We start from the raw sequence: 23425 nt of genomic DNA on the forward strand, positions 1-23425 counted from the left end.
AATAAATCAGCATAACTTATTAATAACATAAGAGAATGCTATGTCTTGCAAAAGTAATTCATTGTCTGAATAATATAAATTATATATAAATCTTATTTATGTGATAGTTTGAGTTATCAGTATAAATGATACTCACTCTCAGGGGCGTAGCGGTTAACTATGCAGGATACGGATTTTTTCAGCTGGCGTCGCACGATGTTGTTGCGTTTTCAGAGGATGGAGGCCGCAGAAGAGGTCTACCATGAAATAGAGCATCAGACTTACCAACTGGAGTACGATTTTTATTCATTATGTGTGCGTCACCCGGTGCCATTCACGCGACCGAAAGTGGCTTTCTACACCAATTATCCGGAGTCATGGGTCAGTTATTATCAGGCCAACAACTTCCTCGCTATTGATCCGGTACTTAACCCTGAAAACTTCAGTCAGGGGCATTTATTGTGGAATGATGATTTATTCAACGAAGCACAGCCGTTATGGGAAGCCGCACGTGCGCATGGTTTACGCCGTGGCGTCACTCAGTATTTAATGCTGCCGAATCGTGCGCTGGGGTTTTTGTCCTTTTCCCGTAGCAGTACGCGTGAAATACCCATTCTTAGTGATGAACTGCAATTAAAAATGCAGCTATTGGTGCGTGAAAGTCTGATGGCGTTGATACGTTTAAATGATGAAATAGTGATGACGCCAGAGATGAATTTCAGCAAGCGGGAAAAAGAAATACTGAAATGGACCGCAGAAGGTAAAACGTCAGCAGAGATAGCGATGATCCTGTCAATCTCTGAGAATACTGTCAATTTCCATCAGAAAAACATGCAGAAAAAAATCAATGCACCGAATAAAACGCAGGTTGCCTGTTACGCAGCCGCAACTGGCTTAATATGATATCTATTACATTGGGCGTGCAAGATGTCAAACCGGCTGAAAGGTGAGCTTTCAGCCGGTTTTATATTACTGACGGTAGGCTTGTTTAATTTGCTTAACCGTTTTGGAAAATACCGCAGCCTGGGTTTCGTCTTCGATCAGCGCAAGCTGTTTTTCCATCTTTAACATCACGCGGCCCGCGTCAGCTTGTCCCATCGCCTGCAGCATCAGCGTCAGCATCGCTTTCAGGCAGGAGACTTCATTTGCCAGTTCTTGATTATTCTCGGCAGTAGAAAAATCAGGCATACTCATTTATTTTCCTCGTCATGTTGCAATGAAAATTTGCGGTGAAAAATGTTAAGGCGGCGGAGTATACCATAAGCTTTGCTAAAAATAGCAGTGGTTGTTTTTTGCGCACGATATCAGCAATAGTAATAAAACAGGGAATATAACGCGCAATAAATATTTTTATCATGAATGTTTTTCGCGCGTATTGTTCGGGTTAATTCATGTTACATATTCATGCCGCTGATTTTTCATTTATGCTGAATAAAGTCAATTTTTGTCACATTTCGGCGTTAGCCTTACTGCGAAACGAGCTGGCAAACCTTTGATGACGGACGTGACGATAACTCTGGACAATCGAATTTACAAAAACGAGAGAAAAATCGAATACCCACCATTTTTAACGTTTCAAAGTTGCAATAAAACCCGCTAATATACGAATGACTAACTATCAGTAGCGTTATCCCTATTTCTGGAGATATTCCTTTGATCAACGTTCTACTTGTTGATGACCACGAACTGGTGCGCGCAGGGATACGACGCATTCTGGAAGATATAAAGGGTATTAAAGTCGTCGGTGAGGCATCCTGCGGTGAAGACGCCGTTAAGTGGTGCCGGGCAAACACCGTTGACGTCGTGCTAATGGACATGAGTATGCCTGGCATTGGCGGTCTTGAGGCGACGCGTAAAATCGCTCGCTCGACAGCAGATGTCAAAATCATCATGCTTACGGTTCATACTGAAAACCCTTTACCAGCGAAAGTAATGCAGGCCGGTGCTGCGGGCTATCTCAGCAAAGGTGCGGCTCCGCAGGAAGTTGTGAGTGCGATTCGTTCTGTCTATTCAGGGCAGCGTTATATTGCTTCTGACATTGCTCAACAAATGGCATTAAGCCAGATCGAACCAGAAAAAACAGAAAGCCCATTTGCCAGTTTGTCTGAACGTGAATTGCAGATTATGCTGATGATTACCAAAGGCCAAAAGGTCAATGAGATCTCAGAACAGCTTAATCTCAGCCCGAAAACGGTGAACAGCTATCGCTACCGTATGTTCAGTAAATTAAACATTCATGGCGATGTTGAGCTGACTCACCTGGCAATTCGCCATGGTCTGTGTAATGCGGAGACATTAACAAGTCAGTGAGTGTTCAGTTTGACGCAAAAGCGTTTTTAAAAACCGTAACCAGCCAGCCGGGCGTCTATCGCATGTATGATGCTGGTGGTACGGTTATCTATGTCGGCAAAGCGAAAGACCTGAAAAAACGGCTTTCCAGCTATTTCCGTAGCAACCTCGCTTCGCGCAAAACCGAAGCGTTGGTTGCCCAGATCCAGCAAATTGATGTGACGGTTACCCATACCGAAACCGAAGCTCTGTTGCTGGAACACAACTACATCAAACTTTATCAGCCGCGTTACAACGTTCTGTTACGCGATGATAAATCTTATCCTTTTATTTTTCTTAGCGGCGATACCCATCCGCGTTTGGCTATGCATCGCGGCGCAAAACACGCCAAAGGTGAATATTTCGGCCCGTTTCCAAATGGCTATGCGGTGCGTGAAACCCTGGCGCTGCTACAAAAGATTTTCCCGATTCGCCAGTGTGAAAATAGCGTTTATCGCAACCGCTCGCGTCCGTGTCTGCAATATCAGATAGGGCGCTGTCTGGGTCCATGCGTTGAAGGACTGGTGAGTGAAGAAGAGTACGCCCAGCAGGTAGAGTATGTGCGCCTGTTTTTATCCGGTAAGGACGATCAGGTGCTTACTCAACTGATCGGTCGCATGGAAACAGCCAGCCAGAATCTGGAGTTTGAAGAAGCGGCACGTATTCGCGACCAAATCCAGGCGGTGCGACGCGTAACCGAAAAACAGTTTGTCTCCAATACAGGTGATGACCTTGACGTTATTGGCGTCGCTTTCGATGCGGGCATGGCTTGTGTCCACGTCTTGTTTATTCGTCAGGGCAAGGTGCTCGGTAGCCGTAGTTATTTCCCGAAAGTACCTGGCGGTACGGAGCTGGGCGAAGTGGTGGAAACCTTTGTCGGTCAGTTCTATTTACAGGGCAGCCAGATGCGCACCTTACCGGGTGAGATCCTGCTCGACTTTAATCTTAGCGATAAAACGCTGCTCGCCGATTCCCTTTCAGAACTGGCAGGGCGCAAGATTAACGTTCAGACTAAACCGCGTGGCGATCGGGCACGTTACCTGAAGCTGGCGCGCACCAATGCGGCGACGGCCTTAACGACCAAACTTTCGCAGCAATCTACCGTTCACCAGCGTCTGACCGCGCTTGCCAGCGTGTTGAAATTGCCGGAAGTGAAGCGGATGGAGTGTTTTGATATCAGCCATACCATGGGTGAACAAACGGTCGCTTCGTGTGTGGTGTTCGATGCTAACGGCCCGCTGCGTGCAGAGTATCGGCGCTATAACATTACCGGCATTACGCCTGGTGATGATTATGCGGCAATGAATCAGGTGCTGCGTCGGCGTTACGGTAAAGCCATCGACGACAGTAAGATTCCGGATGTGATCCTGATTGATGGCGGCAAAGGCCAGCTTGCGCAGGCGAAAAATGTCTTCGACGAGCTGGATGTCTCATGGGATAAAAACCATCCGCTGTTGCTTGGCGTGGCAAAAGGAGCCGATCGTAAGGCTGGGCTGGAAACGTTGTTTTTCGAACCTGAAGGTGAGGGCTTCAGTCTGCCGCCAGATTCACCGGCGCTGCATGTCATTCAGCATATCCGAGATGAATCACACGATCACGCGATTGGTGGGCATCGCAAAAAACGCGCAAAAGTCAAAAATACCAGCACGCTGGAAACCATCGAAGGCGTTGGACCAAAGCGTCGACAAATGTTGTTGAAATATATGGGCGGATTGCAAGGTTTACGTAACGCCAGCGTTGAGGAAATTGCAAAAGTGCCGGGTATTTCGCAAGGTCTGGCAGAAAAGATCTTCTGGTCGTTGAAACATTGATGTCTCTGTAGCAACATAGGGGTAATCTTACTGACAACAGATAGTTACCCGTCATTATGCAATTTAATATCCCTACGTTGCTCACACTGTTCCGTGTCATCCTTATCCCATTCTTTGTATTGGTCTTTTATCTGCCTGTCACCTGGTCGCCGTTTGCTGCCGCACTCATTTTCTGCGTTGCGGCGGTGACTGACTGGTTCGATGGTTTTCTGGCGCGTCGCTGGAATCAGAGTACCCGTTTTGGCGCTTTCCTTGATCCAGTAGCAGATAAAGTGCTGGTTGCCATTGCCATGGTGTTGGTAACTGAGCATTACCATAGCTGGTGGGTTACTTTGCCAGCGGCAACGATGATCGCCCGTGAAATTATCATTTCTGCTCTACGTGAGTGGATGGCTGAACTCGGTAAACGCAGCAGTGTGGCTGTCTCCTGGATTGGTAAAGTAAAAACGACTGCCCAAATGGTGGCGCTGGCCTGGCTGTTATGGCGTCCGAACATTTGGGTTGAGTATGCTGGTATTGCACTTTTCTTTGTGGCTGCGGTACTGACTCTGTGGTCTATGTTGCAATATTTGAGCGCAGCTCGCGCAGATTTGCTTGATCAGTGATCGTTTCGGCGCAAAATTCAGCAAACGATCAAAAGTGGTGAAAAATATCGTTGACTCATCGCGTCAGGTAAGTAGAATGCAACGCATCGAACGGCGGCACTGATTGCCAGACGATAATAAAATCAAGTGATTAGATGATTGCTTGATGAATGCGGGAATAGCTCAGTTGGTAGAGCCCGACCTTGCCAAGGTCGGGGTCGCGAGTTCGAGTCTCGTTTCCCGCTCCAGTTAAAAGACATCGGCTTAAGCGGGTGTCTGGCTGAAAAGCCTGAAGAATTTGGCGCGTTAACAAAGCGGTTATGTAGCGGATTGCAAATCCGTCTAGTCCGGTTCGACTCCGGAACGCGCCTCCAATTTTTCCCGAGCCCGGATGGTGGAATCGGTAGACACAAGGGATTTAAAATCCCTCGGCGTTCGCGCTGTGCGGGTTCAAGTCCCGCTCCGGGTACCATGGGAAAGATAAGAATAAAATCAAAGCAATAAGCAGTGTCGTGAAACCACCTTCGGGTGGTTTTTTTGTATCTGCCACTTATCGTTATACCCCTCTTTTTTTAATCACCAGGTAATCCACTCAAAAAGTATCTCTATGCCAGAGCGACATGTAAGATAGACGCTGGCGAGTCGAGATCCACAAGGAAAAGCGTATGAAAACGGGACCGTTGAACGAAAGTGAGTTGGAATGGCTGGATGATATCCTGACCAAATACAACACAGACCACGCCATCCTTGATGTAGCTGAGCTGGACGGTTTATTGACGGCGGTGTTGAGTTCTCCGCAAGAAATTGAACCAGAACAGTGGTTGGTGGCCGTCTGGGGTGGGGCGGATTATGTACCGCGCTGGGCGTCAGAAAAAGAGATGACGCGCTTTATGAATCTGGCTTTTCAACATATGGCCGATACCGCAGAACGTCTGAACGAATTTCCTGAACAGTTTGAGCCGTTATTTGGTCTGCGAGAGGTTGATGGTCGTGAGCTGACGATCGTTGAGGAGTGGTGCTTTGGCTATATGCGTGGCGTTGCCCTCTCTGACTGGTCGGCATTGCCTGAATCCTTAAAACCGGCGCTTGAGGCGATTGCGCTGCACGGTACGGAAGAAAACTTCGAGCGGGTAGAGAAGCTGTCGCCGGAAGCGTTTGATGAGAGTGTGGATGCCATTCGACTGGCGGCACTTGATTTGCACGCTTACTGGATGGCTCATCAGCAGGAAAAGCCTGTTCAGCAACCGTTCAAAGCAGAAGAAAAACCGGGGCGTAACGATCCTTGCCCGTGCGGTAGTGGTAAGAAATTTAAGCAGTGCTGCCTGCATTAAGAGGTCACATTGGGTGCCAGAGTTAATTCTGGCACCCAACAAGGATATGTGAGGCTATTTAATCACCCCACTTCTGGTAACCACCCTGCTGCAATCAAAAATTGTACTCCAATCACGCCAATACCACAGAGAAACACCAGTACCAGCGCCGGACGGCCGCCTTTAACCCGATAACCTGCTTGTGGATTATGCTTTCTGCTTTGCCAGGTCAGCAGGGAAGGGATAATCAACGCCAGTACAGCCAGCGCCACACCGGCGTAACCCAGCGCCATTACAAAGCCACGTGGGTAAAACAGAGCAAATGCCAGCGGTGGCAGAAAAGTAATTGCCCCGGTTTGCATTCTCCCGCCAACGCTATTTGAACGCTGAAACAGATCCGCAAGATAATCAAATAAGCCTAATGCTACGCCGAGGAAGGACGTTGCGAGGGCTAAGTCAGCAAATAAATGCACCGCCAGTTCGACATGCGGTGAGGCCACCACTTCGCGTAATGCCTGCAACAGCCCGTTTAACCCGGCATGATTAGCCAGCAGTCCCATAAAGGTTGTGGAATCAATGCTGCCCAGTGTCGCCAGTTGCCAGAATATATACGCCACCAGAGGGATCGCACTACCTGTAATAAATACCCAGCGCAGCTTGCGAATGTTGCCATCCATATAACTGACGATGCTCGGTACACTACCGTGGAAGCCAAATGACGTAAAAATTACCGGGATCGCAGACAACGCGAGTCCTTGTTGCAGCGGTAGAGTTAAAAGATTCACTTTATGAATATGCGGTAGCAGCAGTACCAGCATCACCACCAGAAAAATAATTTTGGCGCTAAACAGAAAGCGGTTAAATAAATCGACCAGCGACGTCCCGACACAAACCACACCACCGGCAACAAAAGTGAACAACAACACGCCAGCGGTTGCCGACACTGGAATACCGGTCCAGTCACTGATGCTGGAGGCAAGTAATTCACCGGCACCGCTAATGTACGCCGCTGTCAGGGCGTACATTAAAAACATCATACTGAAGCCAGTGAGCCACTGCCCATAACGCCCCAGATAGCGTTTTGCCAGCGTGCCCAGACCGGTATCTGCGGGGACATGCTGATACACCTCCAGCAATAGCAGTGCGGTGTAACACATCAATGCCCACAGACCAACTAACAATGTCAATGTGACACTAAAACCGACGCCTGCTGCCGCCAGTGGCATTGCCAACATACCCGCGCCAATTGTGGTTCCTGCCACGATAAAAACACTTCCCAGAGTTCTGTTTTTCACGCTTTCTTCTGTCCTGACGATCTTTATGAGAGATATCTGCGGCGCAGGTTAAGGCATTCTACATTCCTCGTCAAATCGACGTTACATTTGCTGTAAATAAAAATGTACAATGAAATGCATTCAGAACTGCGCTGGCGCAAAGCCTTGATGAGGGGATATCGCTACGCTATGCCCTTTTTGAGGAGGAACGATGGACTCTATTCACGGTCATGAAGTGTTAAATATGATGATTGAATCAGGCGATCAATATACGCACGCCAGTCTGGAAGCGGCGATCAAAGCGCGTTTTGGTGAACAGGCGCGTTTTCATACCTGCTCGGCAGAAGGGATGACGGCGGGAGAGCTGGTGGCGTTTCTGGCGGCGAAAGGTAAATTTATTCCCGGCGAAGAAGGGTTCTCAACCGATACAAGTAAAATTTGTCGCCACTGATATGAAACGGCGGCAGTAAATCTGCCGCCAGAGTAGATTAGTTTTGCGCGTCGAGGGTAGCAAGTTCTTTATCGATGAAATAAAGACCTTCGCCGCTTTTACCGGCCAGACTTAATTTATCAATAATCGATTTGAACAACTTCTCTTCTTCATGCTGCTCAGAAACATACCATTGCAGGAAATTAAACGTTGGGTAATCCTGGTTGGTCATGGCGGCGTGAGCCAGTTCATTAATTTTCTGCGTGATTAATTGTTCATGCTTATAGGTTTCCTGGAATAATTCATCAAGTGAAGAATATTCAGCAAACGGGGATTCAACGGTATTAATACGCGGTAAGTTTCCGGTATCGGTCAGATAATCAAACAGACGCTGCATATGCGTCATCTCTTCCTGGGCGTGGCGGCGCAGAAATGCAGCCGCACCTTCAAAGGTATGATAGCTGCACCAGGCGCTCATTTGCTGATAAAGCAGTGAAGAGTACAGTTCCAGGTTCATCTGCTCATTGAGTTTTTCAATCATTTCTGGTTTCAGCATGATAGTGCTCCACAAAGGTTATTTTTGTTGCTGTGGCGCCACTATAATTTGTTATTTTATTATTTGCAAAAGGTAAAATATTAAATTCAATTATTAAAAATACGAATGGGAATAAAACGCATTAACGCTATTCGTGGAATTAATTAACCAGCGAAGCATCCCTCGCTGATTAAGGTCTTTATTGATAAGTCGAGGGCATTAAATTTTGGCACTGATACGACAACGTAAATTCCGTATTCAGACATAACGACCCCGCAAACAGACTACAGTTACTTACAGGTTGCCCAAACGCAATGGCGCGGGTAAACCCAGCGTGCTGACATGCGCGTTCCGCTATTCTCTGATTAAGATAACTGTCAGTACGGGCGTGTTGTAAAAACGCCTGGTCATAAACGAGGCGTACAATACCGCTCGTGACATTAACCTCGCTCAATTGAGCCTGACGAGTTACGGTGCAGCCCGCTAATGTTAAAAGCGAAAAAACAATTATCAGATGTTTCATGTCACGGCCTGAAAAGGGAGAAGAAACAGGTATTGTACCTGCGTGCAGGATCAGGTTATGGACAGAAAAGACGACGGATCGGCGCTATTCCTTGCTTTTCCCAGAAGTCAGATGCTTTGTGGGTTATCAATTTCATAACATTAAAGGGGTGTTTGTGTGATGTGAATCACATAAAGATTGATTTTTGTGATGAATGTCATATTATAAGTGCAAAGATGATAACACCTGCATAACAAATGGTCGGAGTACCTCAATGAAACTGCGCAAAATCCTGAAAAGCATGTTCGATAACTATTGCAAGACGTTCAAAGACGTACCGCCAGGCAATATGTTCAGATAACAAAAAACCTGCTTCGGCAGGTTTTTTTGTGCCCTGGTGATGGCGGATGTGACTATCGCTGTGGAGGGGAAGCCGCTACTATAGCGGCTTTCAAAATGCTATCAGGAGTTTACAATGTCCCAGCCGCTGAATGCCGATCAGGAACTGGTCTCTGATGTTGTCGCTTGCCAGTTGGTAATCAAACAAATTCTCGACGTACTCGATGTGATCGCACCTGTTGAGTTGCGTGAAAAAATGTCCAGCCAGTTGAAGAATATCGATTTTACTAACCATCCCGCCGCAGCCGATCCGGTAACGATGCGCGCTATCCAAAAAGCCATCGCGCTGATTGAACTGAAATTTACTCCGCAAGGTGAATCCCATTAAAAAAACCGCTGCTTCAAAGTATGAAGCAGCGGTTTTCTCAAAATTATTTGTATCCGGCGCATGTTTTAAAGCGCCGAACATGATTAATGTATCTGATGCGACACGACATTAAGCACATGCTGGTCGGTCTGGACAGGGCACATACCGGCAAGTTTCGCGCTGCGCACTTCATCAAGAATGGTTTGCAACAACAGGCCATCGTGCTGCTGTTCTTTTTCCAGATCGCGCAGGAAATCGACGGTAGAATCATCATTCAATTCTTTAGCTTCATCGGCTAATTGTGACAGCTTGCTTGAACGCTGCTCATATTCTTCCATCGTTTTTTGGAAGAGTTCTTCCAGAGAGTTAAGCTTTTCTCCTGGTACATCGATAGCTTTAACGATGGGAGTTGCTCCGATACTTTTCATAAAGTTAAACATGCGCATCATTTGCGTCACGTTACTTTGAGCCTGGGCGCGAAGGAAAGTAGCGGTGCCATTCAGACTTTGTTCAGAACACCATTTGCTCAGGTGAAGGTAGAGATTGGATGCGTAAAACTCGCGGTTCATTTGGGTGTTGAGTTTGAGAAGCATTCCAGTGGTTGCCATACCTAATATCCTTATATCCAGAAGACGTGAGGTGCAAGATGAATCAAAACACCGTAATTACTGCTTGCAGAATAATTCCTTTCTGCATGTCCAAAATGTGATCGTGGAGTCAATTCTGACGATGATCTGAAATAAGCATAACGTCTGAACTGATATAAGAAAATCCTTAAATCACCAGATTTATATTTTTTTACATTTCATTGATGAGAGCAATTAGTTTGCAATAATTCCTAATGCGGCATATTAATGTATTTCATTGATATTAAAATAAATTATTAATAACATGATGATGCTTTGATATTTTAAGGAGTTTTTTCAGTTATGCGATGATGCTCTCATTATAGCGTTATTCTTAATTAATAAAGGGGGTGATAATTAATGTGGAAATTGATTAACACAAGGTTTAGAGACTTCTTCCTCCTTTCACTATTCAGTGTAAATGAACGACCTCTTGCCCGGTAATAATTAGATTAAAAAAAGACACTCCCTGCCTCTCAAAGCAGACCACAAGGATTTCCAGGCTAATGTCATGGATTATTCTGCTAATGCTTTTTTGATTTGTCAGACAATTACCGTTTCCTGTATGTCATTTCTCGCTGAATTTATGCACGTTCTCACTGTAATTCTGCTATGTGATATTGCTCTCCTATGGAGAATTAATTTCTCGCTAAAACTATGCCAACACAGTCAATTATCTTTTCGATAAAGGTAATGCTTTGTTTTCCGATTGAATTAACAAAAGTTCTTAGTTTTTGCCCTACACAAAATGACGCTAAAGCTGGAGATAACCATGCACAAATTTACTAAAGCTCTTGCAGCCATTGGTCTGGCTGCCGTTATGTCACAATCCGCTATGGCGGAAAACCTGAAACTCGGTTTCCTGGTAAAGCAACCAGAAGAGCCGTGGTTCCAGACCGAATGGAAGTTTGCCGATAAAGCCGGGAAAGATTTAGGGTTTGACGTTATTAAGATTGCCGTGCCGGATGGCGAAAAGACGCTGAACGCCATCGACAGTCTGGCTGCCAGCGGTGCGAAAGGGTTTGTCATTTGTACGCCAGACCCGAAACTGGGTTCCGCAATTGTGGCGAAAGCACGTGGCTATGGTATGAAAGTGATTGCCGTGGATGACCAGTTTGTAAATGCCAAAGGTAAGCCGATGGATACCGTGCCGCTGGTGATGATGGCGGCGACCAAAATTGGTGAGCGTCAGGGCCAGGAACTGTATAAAGAGATGCAGAAACGTGGTTGGGACGTAAAAGAAAGTGCCGTAATGGCGATTACTGCCAACGAACTGGATACCGCTCGTCGCCGTACCACGGGTTCTATGGATGCGCTGAAAGCCGCCGGATTCCCGGAAAAACAAATTTATCAGGTTCCCACCAAATCTAACGACATCCCCGGGGCATTTGATGCCGCCAACTCCATGCTGGTTCAGCATCCTGAAGTTAAACACTGGTTGATTGTCGGGATGAACGATAGCACCGTGCTGGGCGGTGTACGTGCAACGGAAGGTCAGGGCTTTAAAGCGGCGGACATCATTGGTATTGGTATTAATGGGGTGGATGCGGTGAGCGAGCTGTCAAAAGCGCAGGCTACCGGTTTCTACGGTTCACTCCTGCCAAGTCCGGACGTACATGGCTATAAATCCAGCGAAATGCTCTACAACTGGGTAGCGAAAGACGTAGAACCACCAAAATTCACTGAAGTTACCGATGTAGTTCTGATTACGCGCGACAACTTTAAAGAAGAACTGGAGAAAAAAGGTTTAGGCGGTAAGTAATCTGCCGTAAAAATTCCCCTCTGCCTTTATTGTGCAGAGGGGGTGTGAAAGACCAGTGATTCACGGAGACGTTATGCAACAGTCTACCCCGTATCTCTCATTTCGCGGCATTGGTAAAACTTTCCCCGGCGTTAAGGCGTTGACGGATATCAGTTTTGACTGCTATGCCGGTCAGGTTCATGCGTTGATGGGTGAAAATGGCGCAGGAAAATCAACACTCTTAAAAATCCTTAGTGGAAACTATGCGCCAACCACGGGTTCTGTAGTGATTAATGGACAGGAAATGTCCTTTTCCGACACGACCGCTGCGCTTAACGCGGGTGTGGCGATTATTTACCAGGAACTGCATCTCGTGCCGGAAATGACCGTCGCGGAAAATATTTATCTCGGCCAGCTTCCCCATAAAGGCGGCATTGTGAATCGTTCACTGCTGAATTATGAAGCAGGTTTACAACTCAAACATCTGGGTATGGATATTGACCCGGCTACGCCGCTGAAATATCTCTCCATTGGTCAGTGGCAGATGGTTGAAATTGCCAAAGCTCTGGCGCGTAACGCCAAAATTATCGCCTTTGATGAGCCAACCAGCTCCCTGTCTGCCCGTGAAATCGACAATCTTTTCCGCGTTATTCGTGAACTGCGAAAAGAGGGGCGGGTGATCTTATACGTTTCTCACCGTATGGAAGAAATATTTGCCCTCAGTGATGCCATCACCGTCTTTAAAGATGGGCGTTATGTCAAAACCTTTACCGATATGCAGCAGGTTGACCACGACGCACTGGTACAGGCGATGGTTGGTCGTGATATCGGCGATATCTACGGCTGGCAACCGCGTAGCTATGGTGAGGAGCGATTGCGTCTGGATGCCGTGAAGGCACCTGGCGTGCGTACGCCAATAAGCCTGACCGTTCGCAGTGGTGAAATCGTTGGTCTGTTTGGTCTGGTGGGGGCAGGACGCAGCGAATTAATGAAAGGCATGTTTGGTGGGACGCAAATCACCGCCGGTCAGGTTTATATCGACCAAAAGCCGATCGATATCCGTAAACCAGGCCACGCCATTGCGGCTGGCATGATGCTCTGTCCAGAAGATCGCAAAGCGGAAGGCATTATTCCGGTGCATTCCGTCCGTGACAATATCAACATCAGCGCCCGTCGCAAGCATGTTCTCGGCGGTTGCGTGATCAATAACGGCTGGGAAGAAAATAATGCTGATCACCATATTCGTTCGCTAAATATCAAAACGCCAGGAGCAGAGCAATTAATCATGAATCTCTCCGGTGGTAATCAGCAAAAAGCCATTCTGGGACGCTGGTTATCGGAAGATATGAAAGTCATTTTGCTGGATGAACCTACGCGCGGTATTGATGTGGGAGCCAAGCACGAAATATATAACGTGATTTATGCGCTGGCGGCGCAGGGTGTGGCGGTGCTGTTTGCCTCCAGCGATCTGCCCGAAGTCCTCGGCGTCGCCGACCGTATTATCGTCATGCGTGAAGGTGAAATCGCTGGTGAATTGCTACACGAGCAGGCAGATGAGCGTCAGGCACTAAGCCTTGCTATGCCTAAAGTCAGTCAGGCAGTTGCCTGAGTAAGGAGAGTATGATGTCTTCTGTTTCTACATCCGGTTCTGGCGCACCTAAGTCGTCATTCAGCATCGGCCGTATCTGGGATCAGTACGGTATGCTGGTGGTGTTTGCGGTGCTGTTTATTGCCTGTGCCATTTTTGTCCCGAACTTTGCCACCTTCATTAATATGAAAGGGCTGGGGCTGGCCATCTCCATGTCGGGGATGGTGGCGTGCGGTATGTTGTTCTGTCTCGCGTCGGGTGACTTTGACCTTTCTGTTGCTTCGGTCATTGCCTGTGCAGGTGTCACTACGGCGGTGGTTATCAATCTGACCGAAAGCCTGTGGATAGGCGTGGCGGCAGGTTTGCTGCTGGGTGTCCTCTGCGGTCTGGTGAATGGCTTTGTTATCGCTAAACTTAAAATTAACGCCTTGATTACCACTCTGGCGACGATGCAGATAGTCCGTGGTCTGGCGTATATCATCTCTGACGGTAAAGCGGTCGGTATCGAAGATGAAAGTTTCTTTGCTCTCGGTTATGCCAACTGGTTCGGCCTGCCTGCGCCAATCTGGCTCACCGTCGCTTGCCTGATAATCTTTGGCTTGCTGCTGAACAAAACTACCTTTGGTCGTAATACGCTGGCGATTGGCGGTAACGAAGAGGCCGCGCGTCTGGCGGGTGTACCTGTTGTCCGCACCAAAATCATTATCTTCGTTCTCTCTGGTCTGGTATCGGCGATTGCCGGGATTGTTCTGGCTTCGCGCATGACCAGCGGTCAGCCGATGACCTCGATTGGCTATGAGTTGATTGTTATTTCAGCCTGCGTTTTAGGTGGCGTTTCTCTGAAAGGTGGCATCGGAAAAATCTCATATGTGGTGGCGGGTATCTTAATTTTAGGTACTGTAGAAAATGCTATGAACCTGCTCAATATTTCTCCTTTCGCGCAGTACGTGGTTCGTGGCTTAATCCTGCTGGCGGCGGTGATCTTCGACCGTTACAAGCAAAAAGCGAAACGCACTGTCTGATGCTTTTTTTCGCAACAATTTAGCTCTTTTTTCCATCACAGCCAGCCGCCACAACGGCTGGCTGTTCTTTTTTGCAAATGGCGAGCTACGTCACACTGTCTATACTTACATGTCTGTAAAGCGCGTTCTGCGCGAACTATAAAAAGATAAGGAGGAGTACCGGGTGACAGAACCGTTAACCGAACCCCCTGAACTATCCGCGAAATATGCCTGGTTTTTTGATCTCGATGGAACGCTGGCGGAAATTAAACCGCATCCCGATCAGGTCGTCGTGCCTGACAATATTCTGCAAGGACTTCAGCTACTGGCAACCGCAAGTGATGGTGCATTGGCATTGATATCAGGGCGCTCAATGGTCGAGCTTGACGCACTGGCAAAACCTTATCGCTTCCCGTTAGCGGGCGTGCATGGGGCGGAGCGCCGTGACATCAATGGTAAAACGCATATCGTTCATCTGCCGGATGCGATTGCCCGCGATATTAGCGTTCAACTGCATACGGCAATCAGCCACTATCCCGGTGCGGAACTGGAGGCGAAAGGGATGGCGTTTGCGCTGCATTATCGTCAGGCGCCGCAGCACGAAGACGCCTTATTGACATTAGCGCAACGCATTACCCAGATTTGGCCGCAAATGGCATTACAGCAGGGAAAGTGTGTCGTCGAGATTAAACCAGGAAACACCAGTAAAGGGGAGGCGATTGCAGCCTTTATGCAGGAAGCTCCCTTTATCGGCCGTAAGCCCGTTTTTCTGGGCGATGATTTAACCGATGAATCTGGCTTCGCGGTCGTTAACCGACTGGGTGGAATGTCAGTGAAAATTGGCACCGGAGCGACTCAGGCATCATGGCGGCTGGCGGGCGTGCCGGATGTCTGGAGCTGGCTTGAAATGATAACCAACGCATTACAACAACAAAAAAGAGAAAATAACAGGAGTGATGACTATGAGTCGTTTAGTCGTAGTATCTAACCGGATTGCACCACCAGACGAGCACGCCGCCAGTGCCGGTGGCCTTGCTGTCGGCATACTGGGGGCACTGAAAGCCGCAGGTGGACTGTGGTTTGGCTGGAGTGGCGAAACAGGGAATGAGGATCAGCCGCTAAAAAAGGTGAAAAAAGGAAATATTACCTGGGCCTCTTTTAACCTCAGCGAACAGGATCTCGACGAATACTACAACCAATTCTCTAATGCCGTTCTCTGGCCTGCATTTCATTATCGACTCGATCTGGTGCAATTTCAGCGTCCTGCCTGGGACGGCTATCTACGCGTAAATGCGTTACTGGCAGATAAATTACTGCCGCTGCTGGAAGACGATGACATTATCTGGGTTCACGATTATCACCTGTTGCCATTTGCGCATGAATTACGCAAACGTGGGGTGAATAATCGCATTGGTTTCTTCCTGCATATTCCTTTCCCGACGCCGGAAATCTTCAATGCGCTGCCGACGTATGACACCTTGCTTGAACAGCTTTGTGATTATGATTTGCTGGGTTTCCAGACAGAGAACGATCGTCTGGCGTTCCTGGATTGCCTTTCTAACCTGACCCGCGTTACGACGCGTAGCTCAAAAAGCCATACGGCCTGGGGCAAAGCGTTTCGAACCGAAGTTTACCCCATTGGCATTGAACCAGATGAGATTGCCAAACAGGCTGCCGGACCACTGCCGGCAAAACTGGCGCAACTAAAAGCGGAACTGAAAAACGTACAGAATATCTTTTCTGTCGAACGACTGGATTATTCCAAAGGTTTGCCGGAGCGTTTTCTCGCCTATGAAGCGTTGCTGGAAAAATATCCGCAACATCACGGTAAAATTCGCTATACCCAGATTGCGCCAACGTCGCGTGGTGATGTGCAAGCGTATCAGGATATTCGTCATCAGTTGGAAAATGAAGCCGGGAGAATTAACGGCAAATATGGTCAATTAGGCTGGACGCCGCTTTATTATCTGAATCAGCATTTTGATCGTAAATTACTGATGAAAATCTTTCGCTATTCCGATGTTGGATTAGTGACGCCGCTGCGCGACGGAATGAACCTGGTCGCGAAAGAGTATGTTGCCGCACAGGATCCTGCCAATCCGGGCGTACTGGTACTTTCGCAATTTGCCGGGGCGGCAAACGAACTGACGTCGGCGTTAATTGTAAACCCATACGATCGTGATGAAGTTGCGGCGGCGCTCAATCGGGCGTTGACAATGTCGCTGGCGGAACGTATTTCCCGCCATGCAGAAATGCTGGAAGTTATTGTGAAAAACGACATTAATCACTGGCAGGAGTATTTTATTCGCGACCTAAAGCAGATAGTTCCGCGAAGCGCGGAAAGTCAGCAGCGCGATAAAGTTGCTACCTTTCCGAAACTGGCGTAATCGCGGTTAATCTCCCTTAAGCGGAACCAGTAGTACATCGACCTCGCTTGAGGCAATCACACTTTTCGCTGAGCAGGATGCTCGCGAAAAGAAACTGTGGTTATGATTGCCGCAAATCACCAAATCGAATTTATGTTTACGGCACACTGCCAGAATATGTTCGCTTAACTCTCCGCAAGCAATAAACGTCTCTTCTACCGGATATCCCGCATCCTTAATTAATTTATCAAGAAAGTTTTGTGTTTCTTCATGCATCACACTGCGTAAATCTTCAAGCATCGGTGCGGCTAATTGATTGAATATTTCCGGGTCGGAAGCGAGAGTGATCAAACTTATGCGTCCATTAACCGGACGGGCGATAGATACCGCTTTTGTTAACAGTTGCTGGCTTTCTGGCGAGACAGCTACGGCAACAAGAACATTGGTATAGCTCATAACCTGCTCCTTATTCTGTGAACTTCAGGTGTTATTACAGCTTTACTCTGAATGAGGCACTGATGCAATAACAACTCAGTCAAAAAGGGAAATATTAGGCTGATTACTAGTAAGAATAATTAATTAGTACCGCAATGTTATCATGCGATCACCAGTGTGGTTATAAGAAGTGAAATTAACTATTTTCCTTATAAAACAAATGGATAATATTTGCAAAACATTTGTGTAACATTTGAAGGGTTCTCGGCTTTATTTTAACTTGAACAGGCTCATGTTATGTAACTCTCTGTTTGAAAATAATTTATAGAGGAGAAATAAATTTATTTCATACATAACATATGGTTATTTACGGTGATTTATATTAACAGTGCGCAACATAATAATTTTATGCATCCACTTCATTTTTGAAGTCAGGGGCGCTGAAAAACTTTTTAACAGAATGAAATATCACCAAAACAAAAGTATGACTTATACATTAATGTTAAGTAATTGAGTGTTTTGTGTGATCTGAGTCACACATTATCGAAAATCGCAGCGTCGCTCCGTTGTATGTGTGAGTGGTGACGAGTACAGTTGCGTCGAATTAGGAAAAATCTTAGATAAGTGTAAAAAACACTACTCTCTGTAAGGGATTGTTTCATCTCTTACGATGCCTGTGTTTTTTCGTTGATCGCAACTATTCCATGGTTATTTACTTTTTACCGGGATTTCCCGGCGACATCACGGGGTGCGGTGATACCGCATAAAAATAAAGTTAGTTATTCTGGATGGGAATAATGCATACCTCCGAGTTGCTGAAACATATTTATGACATCAATTTGTCATATTTACTTCTTGCACAACGTCTGATCGTTCAGGACAAAGCGTCCGCCATGTTTCGTCTCGGTATTAATGAAGAAATGGCAACAACGTTAGCGACGCTGACGCTTCCGCAAATGGTTAAACTGGCAGAAACCAATCAACTGATTTGTCATTTCCGCTTTGACAGCCACCAGACTATTAATCAGTTGACGCAGGATTCCCGCGTTGACGATCTCCAGCAAGTTCATACCGGTATCATGCTCTCTACACGTTTGTTGAATGATGTTAATCAGCCCGAAGAAGTGCTGCGTAAAAAAAGGGCCTGATAATGAGCGAAAAAAGCATTGTTCAGGAAGCCCGGGATATTCAGCTGGCAATGGAATTGATCACTCTCGGCGCTCGTTTGCAGATGCTGGAAAGTGAAACACAATTAAGTCGCGGACGCCTGATCAAACTCTATAAAGAACTGCGCGGAAGTCCGCCGCCGAAAGGTATGCTGCCATTCTCCACCGACTGGTTTATGACCTGGGAACAAAATGTTCATGCGTCGATGTTTTGTAATGCATGGCAGTTTTTGCTGAAAACCGGGTTATGTAACGGCGTCGATGCCGTGATCAAAGCCTATCGTTTATACCTCGAACAGTGTCCGCAAGCCGAAGACGGCCCTCTGCTGGCGTTGACACGCGCCTGGACACTGGTGCGATTTGTTGAAAGTGGTTTACTACAACTTTCCAGTTGCAAGTGCTGCGGCGGTAATTTTATCACCCATGCCCATCAGCCTGTTGGCAGCTTTGCCTGCAGCTTATGTCAGCCGCCATCACGAGCGGTAAAAAGACGTAAACTTTCTCAAGACCCTGCCGATATTATCCCTCAACTGCTGGATGAACAGAGAGTACAGGCTGTTTAACTCACGCGATATGGCGAAACATTCCAGCAGCGGCAAGTGATTGTCGCTGCTTTTTTTCCCCGACCGTAAGTTAACGCCCGACGACTGAACATCCTGTCATGGTCAACAGTGAAAGGATGATGTCGTGCTTATCTTATTAGGTTACCTGGTTGTTCTCGGTACAGTTTTCGGCGGTTATTTGATGACCGGCGGAAGCCTTGGAGCACTCTATCAACCCGCTGAACTGGTGATTATTGCCGGTGCAGGCATTGGGTCGTTTATTGTCGGCAACAACGGTAAAGCCATCAAAGGCACGCTTAAGGCGCTGCCGTTACTGTTTCGCCGCTCCAAATACACCAAAGCGATGTATATGGATTTGCTGGCGCTGCTTTACCGGCTAATGGCGAAATCACGCCAGATGGGCATGTTTTCGCTGGAGCGCGATATTGAAAATCCTCGTGAGAGCGAGATCTTCGCCAGTTATCCTCGCATTATGGCAGATACCGTCATGCTTGATTTTATTGTCGATTATCTGCGCTTGATTATTAGTGGTCACATGAATACCTTCGAAATCGAAGCTTTGATGGATGAAGAGATCGAGACTCACGAAAGCGAGGCGGAAGTCCCGGCAAACAGTCTGGCGCTGGTCGGTGACTCGCTCCCGGCATTTGGTATTGTCGCCGCAGTGATGGGGGTGGTTCACGCGTTAGGTTCAGCCGATCGTCCTGCCGCCGAACTTGGGGCGCTGATTGCTCATGCGATGGTGGGGACTTTCCTCGGTATCTTATTGGCTTATGGATTTATTTCCCCGCTGGCAAGTGTTTTGCGCCAGAAAAGCGCAGAGACCAGCAAAATGATGCAGTGCGTCAAAGTCATACTGCTTTCTAACCTCAACGGTTATGCACCGCCAATTGCGGTTGAATTTGGTCGCAAAACGCTCTACTCCAGCGAGCGCCCGTCGTTCGTCGAACTGGAAGAGCATGTTCGTGCAGTGAAAAATCCGCAACAGCAGACGACAACCGAGGAAGCATGAAGAATCACGCGCATCCAATTATTGTCGTCAAACGACGCAAAGCGAAAAGTCACGGCGCGGCGCATGGATCGTGGAAGATTGCTTATGCCGACTTTATGACTGCGATGATGGCTTTTTTTCTGGTGATGTGGCTGATCTCCATCTCCAGCCCAAAAGAGCTGATTCAGATTGCGGAATATTTCCGCACGCCGCTGGCGACGGCAGTAACGGGCGGCGATCGCATTTCGAATAGTGAAAGCCCAATTCCTGGCGGGGGTGATGATTACACCCAAAGCCAGGGAGAAGTGAATAAGCAGCCGGACATTGAAGAACTGAAAAAACGCATGGAGCAAAGTCGGCTGCGGAAATTGCGGGGCGATCTCGACCAGCTTATTGAATCAGACCCGAAACTACGGGCGCTGCGTCCACATCTCAAAATCGATCTGGTGCAGGAAGGTTTACGCATTCAGATTATCGACAGCCAGAATCGCCCGATGTTTAAAACCGGCAGTGCTGATGTCGAACCCTATATGCGTGACATTCTGCGGAGTATTGCGCCTGTGCTGAACGGTATTCCTAACCGTATCAGTCTCTCCGGTCATACCGATGATTTCCCTTACGCCAATGGTGAGCAAGGCTATAGCAACTGGGAGCTTTCTGCCGAACGCGCTAATGCGTCGCGCCGTGAGCTAATGGTGGGTGGTCTGGCTGATGGCAAAATTCTGCGCGTCGTCGGCATGGCTGCCACCATGCGTTTAAGCGATCGTGGACCTGATGATGCCGTCAATCGTCGAATCAGCCTGCTGGTTCTGAACAGACAAGCCGAACAAGCTGTTTTGCATGAAAACGCTGAAAGCCAGAATGAGCCGGTAAGTGTTCTGGAAAAAACAGGGAGCGCACCGCAGGTCAGTGCTCCCACAATGCCATCAGCCGAACCGAGGTGACAGCGTGAGCATGGATATAAGCGATTTTTATCAGACATTTTTTGATGAAGCGGACGAACTGTTAGCCGATATGGAGCAGCATCTGCTGAATTTGCAATCAGAAGCGCCAGATGCCGAACAGTTGAATGCCATCTTCCGTGCAGCCCATTCCATCAAAGGAGGGGCAGGAACGTTTGGTTTTACTGTGTTACAGGAAACCACGCATCTGATGGAAAATCTGCTCGATGAAGCCAGACGCGGTGAGATGCAGCTTAATACCGACATTATCAATCTGTTTTTGGAAACGAAGGACATCATGCAAGAACAGCTCGACGCTTATAAACAGTCGCAAGAGCCGGATACCGCCAGCTTCGATTATATCTGCCAGGCTTTGCGTCAACTGGCATTAGAAGCGAAAGGCGAAACGGTATCCGCAGTGGCCCGATTAAGTGTGGTTGCCAAAAGTGAACCGCAAGATGGTCAGAATAGTAGTCAATCGCCGCGACGAATTATCCTTTCGCGCCTGAAGGCGGGAGAGGTCGATCTGCTGGAAGAAGAGCTGGGACATCTGACAACGTTGGCTGACGTGGTGAAAGGAGCCGATTCGCTATCGGCGACATTAGCGGGAGATATTGCGGAAGACGACATTACTGCGGTGCTTTGCTTTGTCATTGAGGCCGATCAGATTGCCTTTGAAAGCGTTGAGTCTACGGCGAAAGTATCTGCGCCACCGGTGCTTAAACTTGCCGCAGCAGAAGCGCCAGCCGTACGGACAGAACGGGAAAAAACGCCGCGCGGCAGCGAATCCACCAGTATCCGTGTGGCGGTGGAGAAGGTTGATCAACTGATTAACCTTGTCGGCGAACTGGTCATCACCCAGTCAATGCTGGCCCAGCGTTCCAGCGAACTGGACCCGGTTAATCATGGTGATTTGATTACCAGCATGGGGCAGTTACAACGTAACGCTCGTGATTTGCAGGAATCGGTGATGTCGATCCGCATGATGCCGATGGAATATGTCTTTAGTCGCTATCCCCGGCTGGTGCGTGATTTGGCGGGAAAACTCGACAAGCAGGTAGAACTGACGCTGGTGGGCAGTTCCACCGAACTCGACAAGAGTCTGATAGAACGCATTATCGATCCGCTGACCCACCTGGTACGCAACAGTCTCGACCACGGAATTGAACTGCCGGAAAAACGCCTCGCCGCAGGCAAAAACAGCGTCGGAAATTTGGTTCTGTCTGCTGAACATCAGGGCGGCAACATCTGCATCGAAGTGACCGACGATGGCGCGGGGCTGAATCGTGAACGGATTCTGGCAAAAGCTGTTTCACAAGGTCTGACCGTCAGCGACAACATGACGGATGACGAAGTGGCAATGCTGATATTTGCTCCAGGTTTTTCTACAGCAGAGCAGGTTACCGATGTCTCCGGACGTGGCGTCGGTATGGATGTCGTCAAACGTAATATCCAGGAGATGGGCGGTCATGTTGAAATCAAATCGAAGCCGGGCGCAGGAACCACAATCCGCATTTTACTGCCGCTGACGCTGGCGATCCTCGATGGCATGTCTGTAAGTGTTGCAGATGAAGTTTTCATTCTGCCGTTGAATGCCGTCATGGAATCATTGCAACCTCGTGAAGCCGATATGCATCCACTGGCGGGTGGCGAGCGGGTACTGGAAGTGCGTGGTGAATATCTGCCCATCGTCGAACTGTGGAAAGTGTTCAACGTTGCGGGCGCGAAAACTGAAGCCACTCAGGGCATTGTGGTGATCCTGCAAAGTGGCGGTCGCCGCTACGCCTTGCTGGTGGATCAATTAATTGGTCAACACCAGGTGGTAGTGAAAAACCTGGAAAGTAACTATCGCAAAATCCCGGGAATATCCGCCGCAACGATTCTCGGCGACGGCAGCGTGGCACTGATTGTTGATGTATCTGCCTTGCAGACGATAAACCGCGAACAACGTATGGCGAACACCGCCGCCTGATTGAGTAAGAAGGTAATAAATATGACCGGTATGACAAATGTAACAAAACTGGCCAGCGAACCATCAGGCCAGGAATTTCTGGTATTTACCCTTGGTGACGAAGAGTACGGTATTGATATTCTGAAAGTGCAGGAGATCCGTGGCTATGATCAGGTTACGCGGATTGCGAACACGCCTGCATTTATCAAAGGTGTCACTAACCTGCGCGGCGTTATTGTGCCGATTGTCGACTTACGCATTAAGTTCAGCCAGGTGGATGTGGAATATAACGACAACACGGTGGTCATCGTCCTGAATCTGGGGCAGCGTGTGGTCGGCATTGTGGTTGATGGCGTGTCAGACGTTCTTTCATTGACGGCGGAGCAAATTCGTCCGGCACCGGAATTTGCTGTGACGCTTTCTACTGAATATCTCACCGGTCTGGGGGCGCTGGGTGACCGCATGTTAATTCTGGTGAATATCGAAAAACTGCTCAATAGTGAAGAGATGGCGCTGTTAGATAGCGCAGCGTCAGAGGTGGCGTAATTTATCCTGCTGTGCTGAAATGAACCCGATGACCTGCGCATCGGGTTTTTT

Annotated in this window: 26 protein-coding genes and 3 tRNA genes; 22 read left to right on the forward strand and 7 right to left on the reverse strand. The window is 48.0% G+C overall.

What is annotated here, in order from left to right:
- The first annotated feature begins 159 nt into the window (after nucleotides 1-159).
- Entirely contained in the window at nucleotides 160-882 is a 723-nt protein-coding gene (gene sdiA / locus HEM79_RS07800; RefSeq protein WP_001154262.1) for a transcriptional regulator SdiA, read from the forward strand.
- Between the two features lie 66 nt (nucleotides 883-948).
- On the opposite strand, the gene yecF is transcribed toward sdiA, so the two are convergent.
- Nucleotides 949-1173, reverse strand: coding sequence for a DUF2594 family protein YecF (yecF, locus tag HEM79_RS07805; RefSeq protein WP_176240952.1), 225 nt, complete (start codon nucleotides 1171-1173; stop codon nucleotides 949-951).
- Nucleotides 1160-1336, reverse strand: coding sequence for a hypothetical protein (locus HEM79_RS07810; RefSeq protein ID WP_032155896.1), 177 nt, complete (start codon nucleotides 1334-1336; stop codon nucleotides 1160-1162). Before HEM79_RS07810 ends, yecF begins: the two co-directional genes overlap by 14 nt.
- A gap of 296 nt (nucleotides 1337-1632) precedes the next feature.
- Here HEM79_RS07810 and uvrY point away from each other — a divergent pair, with 296 nt between their 5' ends.
- The 7 genes from uvrY (at nucleotide 1633) to yecA (ending at nucleotide 6033) form a co-directional block, all read left to right on the forward strand.
- Complete coding sequence (gene uvrY / locus HEM79_RS07815; RefSeq protein ID WP_000611331.1) at nucleotides 1633-2289, forward strand: UvrY/SirA/GacA family response regulator transcription factor; 657 nt, start codon at nucleotides 1633-1635, stop codon at nucleotides 2287-2289.
- Nucleotides 2286-4118, forward strand: coding sequence for an excinuclease ABC subunit UvrC (uvrC, locus tag HEM79_RS07820; protein WP_176240953.1), 1833 nt, complete (start codon nucleotides 2286-2288; stop codon nucleotides 4116-4118). Before uvrY ends, uvrC begins: the two co-directional genes overlap by 4 nt.
- A gap of 56 nt (nucleotides 4119-4174) precedes the next feature.
- Nucleotides 4175-4723, forward strand: a complete 549-nt coding sequence (gene pgsA / locus HEM79_RS07825) for a CDP-diacylglycerol--glycerol-3-phosphate 3-phosphatidyltransferase (RefSeq protein ID WP_001160187.1) — start codon at nucleotides 4175-4177, stop codon at nucleotides 4721-4723.
- Between the two features lie 151 nt (nucleotides 4724-4874).
- Nucleotides 4875-4950, forward strand: a tRNA-Gly gene (locus HEM79_RS07830).
- Nucleotides 4951-5002: 52 nt separating this feature from the next.
- A tRNA-Cys gene (locus tag HEM79_RS07835) sits at nucleotides 5003-5076 on the forward strand.
- 11 nt (nucleotides 5077-5087) lie between these two features.
- Nucleotides 5088-5174: transfer RNA gene (locus HEM79_RS07840), tRNA-Leu, on the forward strand.
- 193 nt (nucleotides 5175-5367) lie between these two features.
- Entirely contained in the window at nucleotides 5368-6033 is a 666-nt protein-coding gene (gene yecA / locus HEM79_RS07845; RefSeq protein WP_176240954.1) for a UPF0149 family protein YecA, read from the forward strand.
- Between the two features lie 62 nt (nucleotides 6034-6095).
- Here the strand turns inward: yecA and tyrP are convergent, their stop codons facing one another.
- A complete protein-coding gene (tyrP, locus tag HEM79_RS07850; RefSeq protein ID WP_000797589.1) occupies nucleotides 6096-7307 on the reverse strand; it encodes a tyrosine transporter TyrP in 1212 nt (403 codons plus the stop codon).
- 190 nt (nucleotides 7308-7497) lie between these two features.
- On the opposite strand from tyrP, the gene HEM79_RS07855 reads away from it, so the two are divergent.
- Nucleotides 7498-7737 carry a YecH family metal-binding protein gene (locus HEM79_RS07855; protein WP_176240955.1) on the forward strand — a complete coding sequence of 80 codons (240 nt, stop codon included), beginning with the start codon at nucleotides 7498-7500 and terminating at the stop codon, nucleotides 7735-7737.
- Nucleotides 7738-7774: 37 nt separating this feature from the next.
- On the opposite strand, the gene ftnA is transcribed toward HEM79_RS07855, so the two are convergent.
- Both ftnA and yecR read right to left on the reverse strand, forming a co-directional pair.
- Nucleotides 7775-8272 (reverse strand): non-heme ferritin, encoded by a 498-nt coding sequence (gene ftnA, locus HEM79_RS07860; protein ID WP_176240956.1) that lies wholly within the window; start codon nucleotides 8270-8272, stop codon nucleotides 7775-7777.
- 178 nt (nucleotides 8273-8450) lie between these two features.
- Nucleotides 8451-8774, reverse strand: coding sequence for a YecR family lipoprotein (yecR, locus tag HEM79_RS07865; RefSeq protein WP_105286930.1), 324 nt, complete (start codon nucleotides 8772-8774; stop codon nucleotides 8451-8453).
- Nucleotides 8775-9027: 253 nt separating this feature from the next.
- Between yecR and azuC the strand changes: the two genes are divergently transcribed.
- Entirely contained in the window at nucleotides 9028-9114 is an 87-nt protein-coding gene (gene azuC, locus HEM79_RS07870; RefSeq protein ID WP_077629254.1) for a stress response protein AzuC, read from the forward strand.
- 114 nt (nucleotides 9115-9228) lie between these two features.
- The gene (gene yecJ, locus HEM79_RS07875; RefSeq protein ID WP_000082114.1) at nucleotides 9229-9480 is read left to right on the forward strand and encodes a DUF2766 family protein YecJ; all 252 of its coding nucleotides are present in this window, start codon (nucleotides 9229-9231) and stop codon (nucleotides 9478-9480) included.
- 83 nt (nucleotides 9481-9563) lie between these two features.
- Here the strand turns inward: yecJ and HEM79_RS07880 are convergent, their stop codons facing one another.
- Nucleotides 9564-10067 carry a non-heme ferritin-like protein gene (locus HEM79_RS07880; RefSeq protein WP_000246122.1) on the reverse strand — a complete coding sequence of 168 codons (504 nt, stop codon included), beginning with the start codon at nucleotides 10065-10067 and terminating at the stop codon, nucleotides 9564-9566.
- A gap of 790 nt (nucleotides 10068-10857) precedes the next feature.
- On the opposite strand from HEM79_RS07880, the gene araF reads away from it, so the two are divergent.
- The 5 genes from araF (at nucleotide 10858) to otsA (ending at nucleotide 16802) form a co-directional block, all read left to right on the forward strand.
- Nucleotides 10858-11847 (forward strand): arabinose ABC transporter substrate-binding protein AraF, encoded by a 990-nt coding sequence (araF, locus tag HEM79_RS07885; protein WP_000548667.1) that lies wholly within the window; start codon nucleotides 10858-10860, stop codon nucleotides 11845-11847.
- A gap of 73 nt (nucleotides 11848-11920) precedes the next feature.
- On the forward strand, nucleotides 11921-13435 hold the full coding sequence (araG, locus tag HEM79_RS07890) for an arabinose ABC transporter ATP-binding protein AraG (protein WP_176240957.1): 1515 nt from the start codon (nucleotides 11921-11923) through the stop codon (nucleotides 13433-13435).
- 14 nt (nucleotides 13436-13449) lie between these two features.
- The gene (araH, locus tag HEM79_RS07895; protein ID WP_107164485.1) at nucleotides 13450-14436 is read left to right on the forward strand and encodes an arabinose ABC transporter permease AraH; all 987 of its coding nucleotides are present in this window, start codon (nucleotides 13450-13452) and stop codon (nucleotides 14434-14436) included.
- A gap of 163 nt (nucleotides 14437-14599) precedes the next feature.
- Nucleotides 14600-15403 carry a trehalose-phosphatase gene (gene otsB / locus HEM79_RS07900; protein ID WP_176240958.1) on the forward strand — a complete coding sequence of 268 codons (804 nt, stop codon included), beginning with the start codon at nucleotides 14600-14602 and terminating at the stop codon, nucleotides 15401-15403.
- Entirely contained in the window at nucleotides 15378-16802 is a 1425-nt protein-coding gene (otsA, locus tag HEM79_RS07905) for an alpha,alpha-trehalose-phosphate synthase (protein WP_010350964.1), read from the forward strand. The genes otsB and otsA overlap by 26 nt, the downstream gene beginning before the upstream one ends.
- 6 nt (nucleotides 16803-16808) lie before the next feature.
- Here otsA and uspC read toward each other — a convergent pair whose 3' ends face one another.
- On the reverse strand, nucleotides 16809-17237 hold the full coding sequence (gene uspC / locus HEM79_RS07910; protein ID WP_000122664.1) for a universal stress protein UspC: 429 nt from the start codon (nucleotides 17235-17237) through the stop codon (nucleotides 16809-16811).
- 776 nt (nucleotides 17238-18013) lie between these two features.
- Here uspC and flhD point away from each other — a divergent pair.
- The 6 genes from flhD to cheW all read left to right on the forward strand — a co-directional run bounded on the left by flhD (nucleotide 18014) and on the right by cheW (nucleotide 23374).
- Nucleotides 18014-18364, forward strand: a complete 351-nt coding sequence (flhD, locus tag HEM79_RS07915; RefSeq protein ID WP_001516558.1) for a flagellar transcriptional regulator FlhD — start codon at nucleotides 18014-18016, stop codon at nucleotides 18362-18364.
- 2 nt (nucleotides 18365-18366) lie between these two features.
- Nucleotides 18367-18945, forward strand: a complete 579-nt coding sequence (gene flhC / locus HEM79_RS07920) for a flagellar transcriptional regulator FlhC (protein WP_001291590.1) — start codon at nucleotides 18367-18369, stop codon at nucleotides 18943-18945.
- Between the two features lie 124 nt (nucleotides 18946-19069).
- Entirely contained in the window at nucleotides 19070-19957 is an 888-nt protein-coding gene (gene motA, locus HEM79_RS07925; protein ID WP_176240959.1) for a flagellar motor stator protein MotA, read from the forward strand.
- The gene (motB, locus tag HEM79_RS07930) at nucleotides 19954-20880 is read left to right on the forward strand and encodes a flagellar motor protein MotB (protein WP_176240960.1); all 927 of its coding nucleotides are present in this window, start codon (nucleotides 19954-19956) and stop codon (nucleotides 20878-20880) included. The genes motA and motB overlap by 4 nt, the downstream gene beginning before the upstream one ends.
- A 4-nt stretch (nucleotides 20881-20884) precedes the next feature.
- Nucleotides 20885-22849 (forward strand): chemotaxis protein CheA, encoded by a 1965-nt coding sequence (gene cheA / locus HEM79_RS07935; RefSeq protein WP_176240961.1) that lies wholly within the window; start codon nucleotides 20885-20887, stop codon nucleotides 22847-22849.
- Nucleotides 22850-22870: 21 nt separating this feature from the next.
- Complete coding sequence (gene cheW, locus HEM79_RS07940; RefSeq protein ID WP_000147309.1) at nucleotides 22871-23374, forward strand: chemotaxis protein CheW; 504 nt, start codon at nucleotides 22871-22873, stop codon at nucleotides 23372-23374.
- The last annotated feature ends 51 nt before the right edge of the window (nucleotides 23375-23425 follow it).

This window comes from Escherichia sp. 93.0816, assembly GCF_013368855.2.
In the GTDB taxonomy this organism is placed as follows: domain Bacteria; phylum Pseudomonadota; class Gammaproteobacteria; order Enterobacterales; family Enterobacteriaceae; genus Escherichia; species Escherichia ruysiae.